This window comes from Pseudomonas sp. LF-5, assembly GCF_037626295.1.
Classification (GTDB): domain Bacteria; phylum Pseudomonadota; class Gammaproteobacteria; order Pseudomonadales; family Pseudomonadaceae; genus Aquipseudomonas; species Aquipseudomonas monsensis.
The window spans coordinates 220,359-226,981 of the sequence record NZ_JARKMT010000008.1; the positions used below are offsets into that span (position 1 = coordinate 220,359).

6 protein-coding genes are annotated in these 6,623 nt (G+C 56.9%); all 6 read left to right on the forward strand.

The genetic code is table 11. The features are described 5' to 3' along the window. Positions 1 to 222 precede the first annotated feature (222 nt). The 6 genes from PseuLF5_RS21615 (at position 223) to msrQ (ending at position 6,211) form a co-directional block, all read left to right on the forward strand. Positions 223 to 1,947 carry an acetolactate synthase 3 large subunit gene (locus tag PseuLF5_RS21615; protein ID WP_340134734.1) on the forward strand — a complete coding sequence of 575 codons (1,725 nt, stop codon included), beginning with the start codon at positions 223 to 225 and terminating at the stop codon, positions 1,945 to 1,947. 2 nt (positions 1,948 to 1,949) lie between these two features. After that, positions 1,950 to 2,441, forward strand: a complete 492-nt coding sequence (gene ilvN / locus PseuLF5_RS21620; protein WP_003205610.1) for an acetolactate synthase small subunit — start codon at positions 1,950 to 1,952, stop codon at positions 2,439 to 2,441. Positions 2,442 to 2,489: 48 nt separating this feature from the next. After that, positions 2,490 to 3,506 carry a ketol-acid reductoisomerase gene (gene ilvC, locus PseuLF5_RS21625; protein WP_007959661.1) on the forward strand — a complete coding sequence of 339 codons (1,017 nt, stop codon included), beginning with the start codon at positions 2,490 to 2,492 and terminating at the stop codon, positions 3,504 to 3,506. A gap of 147 nt (positions 3,507 to 3,653) precedes the next feature. Beyond that, complete coding sequence (pssA, locus tag PseuLF5_RS21630; protein ID WP_016983477.1) at positions 3,654 to 4,511, forward strand: CDP-diacylglycerol--serine O-phosphatidyltransferase; 858 nt, start codon at positions 3,654 to 3,656, stop codon at positions 4,509 to 4,511. A gap of 63 nt (positions 4,512 to 4,574) precedes the next feature. Next, on the forward strand, positions 4,575 to 5,588 hold the full coding sequence (gene msrP, locus PseuLF5_RS21635; RefSeq protein WP_340134735.1) for a protein-methionine-sulfoxide reductase catalytic subunit MsrP: 1,014 nt from the start codon (positions 4,575 to 4,577) through the stop codon (positions 5,586 to 5,588). After that, positions 5,588 to 6,211: a protein-methionine-sulfoxide reductase heme-binding subunit MsrQ gene (gene msrQ / locus PseuLF5_RS21640; protein WP_186747933.1), complete on the forward strand. Its 624-nt coding sequence runs from the start codon at positions 5,588 to 5,590 to the stop codon at positions 6,209 to 6,211. The genes msrP and msrQ overlap by 1 nt, the downstream gene beginning before the upstream one ends. The last annotated feature ends 412 nt before the right edge of the window (positions 6,212 to 6,623 follow it).

Here is a 6,623-nt window from a genome sequence, read left to right on the forward strand (position 1 = left end):
GTAGATCATGAGGCGCACATCCGCGCCGACCTGTTACACCCGCAACGCGTTACCTCGCGCTGGGTGGGAAAGGCCCGCAACACTTGGGACGATCCCAATACTTGCTCAGTCAGTGCTGACGTAGTCGGCGACCACCGTCGCTCATGCTCTGCCGAGAAGTAAACCTATTAAGACCCGCCCCTTTTTTGTGGACGGTATTCTGGCGTTTTAGAGGTGAACAACGTGGAGCTTTTATCTGGCGGTGAGATGCTCGTCCGCTTCTTGCGTGACGAAGGCGTCAAATATATCTACGGGTACCCGGGTGGTGCTCTCCTGCATGTTTACGATGCCCTGTTCAAAGAACCGGAAGTGACCCACATCCTGGTTCGTCACGAACAAGCGGCGACCCATATGGCTGACGGCTACGCCCGTGCCACCGGTAAAGCCGGCGTGGTATTGGTGACTTCCGGTCCAGGCGCCACAAACGCCATCACCGGTATCGCCACGGCCTATATGGACTCGATTCCAATGGTGATTATTTCCGGTCAGGTGCCAAGCACCATGGTCGGCACCGACGCGTTCCAGGAAACCGACATGATCGGTATCTCCCGGCCGATCGTGAAGCACAGCTTCATGATCAAGCACGCCTCGGAAATCCCGGAAGTCATGAAGAAGGCCTTCTACCTGGCGCAATCCGGTCGTCCGGGCCCGGTCGTGGTCGATATCCCGAAAGACATGACCAATCCGGCCGAGAAGTTCGAATACGTCTTCCCGAAAAAAGCCAAGCTGCGCTCCTACAGCCCGGCCGTTCGCGGTCACTCGGGGCAAATCCGCAAGGCGGCAGAAATGCTCCTCGCGGCCAAGCGCCCAGTGCTGTACTCCGGCGGCGGCGTGATTCTGGGCAATGGTTCCGCACCGCTGACCGAACTGGCGAAGATGCTCAACCTGCCAGTGACCAACACCTTGATGGGCCTGGGTGGTTACCCTGGTACCGATCGGCAGTTCATCGGCATGCTCGGCATGCACGGCAGCTACACCGCCAACCTGGCGATGCACCACGCTGACGTGATCCTGGCGGTCGGCGCGCGTTTCGACGATCGCGTGATCAACGGCGCGGCGAAGTTCTGCCCGAACGCCAAGATCATCCACATCGACATCGACCCGGCTTCGATCTCCAAGACCATCAAGGCCGACGTGCCAATTGTTGGCCCGGTAGAGAGCGTCCTGACCGAAATGGTCACGATCCTCAAGGAAATCGGCGAGACCCCGAACAAGGAGTCGGTTGCCAGCTGGTGGAAGCAAGTCGATGAATGGCGCGGTGATCGCGGCCTGTTCCCTTACGACAAGGGCGATGGCAGCAAGATCAAGCCGCAGACCGTGATCGAGACCCTGTGCGAAGTGACCAAGGGCGATGCCTTCATCACTTCCGACGTGGGCCAGCACCAGATGTTCGCGGCGCAGTACTACACGTTCAACGAGCCTAATCGCTGGATCAACTCCGGTGGCCTGGGCACCATGGGCTTCGGTTTCCCGGCGGCCATGGGCATCAAGTTGAGCTTTCCGGATGATGACGTCGCCTGCGTGACCGGCGAAGGCAGCATCCAGATGAACATCCAGGAGCTGTCGACCTGCCTGCAATATGGTCTGCCGGTGAAAATCGTCATCCTCAACAACGGTGTTCTGGGGATGGTTCGTCAGTGGCAGGACATGAGCTACGGCAGCCGTCACTCGCACTCCTACATGGAATCGCTGCCTGACTTCGTCAAGTTGGCTGAAGCCTACGGCCACGTTGGCGTACGCATCACCGAATCGAAAGATTTGAAGTCGAAGATGGCAGAAGCGTTCGCCATGAAGGATCGCCTGGTCGTGATCGACATTTCGGTCGACACCAGCGAGCACGTCTATCCGATGCAGATCAAAGACGGCTCGATGCGCGATATGTGGCTGAGCAAGACGGAGCGTACTTAATCATGCGGCACATTATTTCCTTGCTTCTGGAAAACGAACCCGGCGCTTTGTCTCGCGTAGTCGGCCTGTTCTCGCAGCGCAACTACAACATCGAAAGCCTGACCGTGGCCCCGACCGAAGACCCGACCCTGTCGCGTCTGACGCTGACCACCGTGGGCCACGATGAAATCATCGAGCAGATCACCAAAAACCTGAACAAGCTGATCGAAGTGGTCAAGCTGGTGGACCTGTCGGAAAGCGCTCACATCGAGCGCGAGCTGATGCTGGTCAAGGTCAAGGCCACTGGCGCCCAGCGCGCCGAGATCAAACGCACCACCGATATTTACCGTGGACAGATCGTCGACGTCAGCGCCAGCGTGTATACCGTTCAATTGACCGGTACCAGCGACAAGCTCGACAGCTTCATTCAGTCCATCGGCACCGCATCAATTCTGGAAACCGTCCGTAGCGGCGTGACCGGCATTGCCCGCGGCGACAAAGTACTCAGCATCTAAACCAAATTAGCGAATGGCCTGAACGGCCTGGATATATAGGGGAAATTCATGAAAGTTTTCTACGATAAAGACTGCGACCTGTCGATCATCCAGGGCAAGAAAGTTGCCATCATCGGTTACGGTTCCCAGGGCCACGCCCAAGCGTGCAACCTGAAAGATTCCGGTGTCGACGTTACCGTTGGTCTGCGTAAAGGTTCGGCCACCGTTGCCAAAGCTGAAGCTCACGGCCTGAAAGTGACCGACGTGGCTGCCGCTGTTGCCGGCGCCGACCTGGTCATGATCCTGACCCCGGACGAGTTCCAGTCCCAGCTGTACAAGAACGAAATCGAGCCGAACATCAAGAAGGGCGCCACCCTGGCCTTCTCCCACGGCTTCGCGATTCACTACAACCAGGTTGTTCCGCGTGCCGACCTCGACGTGATCATGATCGCGCCGAAAGCCCCGGGCCACACCGTACGTTCCGAGTTCGTCAAAGGCGGCGGTATCCCTGACCTGATCGCGATCTACCAGGACGCTTCGGGCAACGCCAAAAACGTTGCACTGTCCTACGCTGCTGGCGTTGGTGGCGGTCGTACCGGCATCATCGAAACCACGTTCAAGGACGAGACCGAAACCGACCTGTTCGGCGAACAAGCCGTTCTGTGCGGCGGTACCGTTGAGCTGGTAAAAGCCGGTTTTGAAACTCTGGTTGAAGCTGGCTACGCGCCGGAAATGGCCTACTTCGAGTGCTTGCACGAACTGAAGCTGATCGTTGACCTCATGTACGAAGGCGGTATCGCCAACATGAACTACTCGATCTCCAACAACGCCGAGTACGGCGAGTACGTGACCGGTCCGGAAGTGATCAACGCCGAATCCCGCCAGGCCATGCGCAATGCCCTGAAACGCATTCAGGACGGCGAATACGCCAAAATGTTCATCAGCGAAGGCGCAACCGGCTACCCTTCGATGACCGCCAAGCGTCGTAACAACGCCGCTCACGGTATCGAAATCATCGGCGAGCAACTGCGCTCCATGATGCCGTGGATCGGTGCCAACAAGATCGTCGACAAAGCCAAAAACTAAGTCGTCACCCTTGTACGAAAAACGCGGCCTCGGCCGCGTTTTTTCGTTTGAGGCGGTGGTTCTGGTATAAAGCTGCATCGTTTGTGGCCGAACTGTCGTCCTCAAGCACCTGTCGAATTTTCTCCAAACCGTTGCAAGGTAATGTCCATGAGCGAACGTCCCGAAGAGCCGAACAAGGCTTCTGACGCCGAAAGCCTGCTGCCCATCGATGAACACATCGAAGAAGGGCACGACGCAGAAGGTCGTAAAGTCCGGCATCGTGGTATCTATCTGCTGCCGAACCTGTTCACCACGGCGAACCTGTTTGCCGGGTTCTATTCCATCATCAACTCGATGAGCGCCCAGGCGGCCCTGAGCGCTGGCGATTCGGCGAATGCGAGCAAGTATTTCGCCTTCGCTGCGATCGCGATCTTCGTTGCCATGGTGCTCGACGGTCTCGACGGCCGGGTTGCGCGCATGACCAACACGCAAAGCGCATTCGGCGCCGAGTACGACTCGCTGTCGGACATGGTTGCCTTTGGCGTCGCGCCGGCGCTGCTGGCTTTCGGCTGGGCGTTGGGTGACATGGGCAAGGTCGGCTGGATGGTTGCCTTCATCTATGTAGCGGGCGCGGCGTTGCGTCTGGCACGTTTCAACACCCAGGTTGGCACCGCAGACAAACGTTACTTCATCGGTCTGGCCAGTCCGGCAGCCGCCGGTGTGGTGGCCGGTATCGTCTGGGCATTCAGCGATTACGGCATCCAGGGTTCGAAAATGTCGTTCCTGGTCGCGTTGATGGTCGCGGCTGCCGGCATGCTGATGGTCAGCAACATCAAGTACAACAGCTTTAAAGAGCTGGACTTGAAAGGGCGGGTGCCGTTCGTGGCAATCCTTGCAGTGGTGCTGGTGTTCGCCGTGGTCTTCAGCGATCCACCGCGCATTCTGCTGCTGGTGTTCCTCGCCTACGCTGCTTCCGGCCCGGTGCAATACCTGTTGCATCTTCGTCGGCACAAAAAAGCCGAGTGATGTAATTTCCCGCATACTCCGCAGTCTATGGGTGCATCTGTCCTCCAAAGCTGCGGAGTTGCCATGCTGATCAAAGTCCCCAAAGCGTCTGACTGCCATGAGTCGGATGTCACGCCTGAATCCATTTATCTCTCCCGCCGCCAGTTGCTGGGGGCCACTGCTGCCGGTATCGCTGTCAGTAGCCTGCCACGCTGGGCCAGTGCCGATGACGCGGCGCGTTATCCCGATGTCGAGCCGGGCAAGGCGCCAGCCTGGTTTGCCGAAAAGCTTCCCTCTACTAAATGGGGGGCGGTCAACGTCAAGGATGAGGCGATCACGCCTTATAAAGATGCGACGCACTACAATAACTTCTATGAGTTCGGGACCGACAAGGGGGATCCGGCGGCGAATGCCGGCGCGTTGAAAACCGAACCGTGGACGGTGGTGGTAGACGGAGAGGTGGGTAAGCCGGGGCGCTATGCGCTGGAAGACTTCATGAAACCGTATCAGTTGGAAGAGCGCATCTATCGACTGCGTTGTGTCGAGGCCTGGTCGATGGTCATTCCATGGATCGGTTTTCCGATCTCGGCGCTGCTCAAGCAGGTCGAGCCCACCTCCAAAGCCAAGTACATTCGCTTTGAAACCTTGCAGGATCCCAAGAGCATGCCCGGGCAGCGCTCGGGATTCGCTTTGATCGACTGGCCTTATGTAGAGGGCCTGCGCCTGGATGAGGCGATGAATCCTCTGGCGATTCTTGCGGTGGGTATGTATGGCCGCGAACTCCCGAATCAGAACGGTGCGCCGCTGCGTCTGGTGGTGCCGTGGAAGTATGGCTTCAAGAGCGTCAAATCCATTGTGCGGATCAGTCTTGTCAGCGAGCAGCCAAAGACGACATGGCAGAGCATTGCGGCGGATGAGTACGGCTTTTACGCGAACGTGAATCCGACGGTTGATCACCCGCGCTGGACCCAGGCGCGGGAGCGGCGTCTGCCGAACAGTCTGTTCAAGCCGAATGTGCGTGATACGCAGATGTTCAACGGCTATTCGGATGAAGTCGCTTCTTTATATACAGGGCTCGATCTGCGGAAGAACTACTGATGCGATTCCCGTACTGGCGTATAGGCGTTTTCATTGCGGCGGCAGTCTGGCCGATGCTGTGGTTGTATCAGGCTCTCGGGGATTTGCTCGGGCCTGATCCTGGCAAAGTGCTGGTGGATCGGCTGGGGCTGGGGACGTTGGTGTTGTTGTTGATTACCCTGAGCATGACACCGATGCAAAAGCTAACCGGGTGGGCAGGGTGGATTGCTGTTCGTCGGCAGTTGGGGCTTTGGTGTTTTGCCTATGTGGTTTTGCACCTGGGCAGCTATATGGCGTTCATTCTGGGGTTCGATTGGTCGCAGCTGGCGGTCGAACTGCGTAAGCGGCCTTACATAATAGTAGGGGCGTTGGCTTTCCTTGGACTGTTGGCGTTGGCGGTGACCTCCAATCGCTACAGTCAGCGTCGTTTAGGTGTGCGTTGGAAGAAGTTACATCGTCTGGTGTACGTGATTCTTGGCCTGGGTTTGCTGCATATGCTGTGGATTGTGCGTGCTGATCTCGAAGAGTGGGCGATCTATGCCTTTATAGGTACTGTGCTTCTGCTGCTGCGTATTCCGCCAGTGACGCGGCGGATCCCGCGTTTGCTGGCTAAAAAGCAGGTTTTGCAAGAAAAGCGAAATTAACGGTTGACGGCGAATTCTAGAAGTCTATAATTCGCCCCACTTCCGGCGCAGTCGAAACGGAAAACTCCTTGAGATTCAATGAGTTAGGCGGTTTTCGACAGTGGCTTGCTTCAGATTATCGAAGCCTGGAAGGAGTTGGAAATGCCGGTTGATCTGGTGCTTTCAACGGTTCGATCTTCTCGGTCGAAAGCGGAGAAAAAGAGGTGTTGACAACAGCGAGTAACGCTGTAGAATTCTCCTCCCGCTAACGAGAGATCGGAAGCGCAAGTGGTTGAAGTTGTTGAGGAATTCTTCGAAAGCTTCTGAAAATAATCACTTGACAGCAAATGAGGCTGCTGTAGAATGCGCGCCTCGGTTGAGACGAAAGATCTTAACCAACCGCTCTTTAACAACTGAATCAAGCAATTCGTGT

Bases quoted from the DNA above. Each gene is read 5' to 3' on its own strand.
- ilvC (WP_007959661.1), top strand. From the start codon at position 2,490: ATGAAAGTTTTCTACGATAAAGACTGCGACCTGTCGATCATCCAGGGC.
- msrP (WP_340134735.1), top strand. From the start codon at position 4,575: ATGCTGATCAAAGTCCCCAAAGCGTCTGACTGCCATGAGTCGGATGTC.
- msrQ (WP_186747933.1), top strand. From the start codon at position 5,588: ATGCGATTCCCGTACTGGCGTATAGGCGTTTTCATTGCGGCGGCAGTC.
- pssA (WP_016983477.1), top strand. From the start codon at position 3,654: ATGAGCGAACGTCCCGAAGAGCCGAACAAGGCTTCTGACGCCGAAAGC.
- ilvN (WP_003205610.1), top strand. From the start codon at position 1,950: ATGCGGCACATTATTTCCTTGCTTCTGGAAAACGAACCCGGCGCTTTG.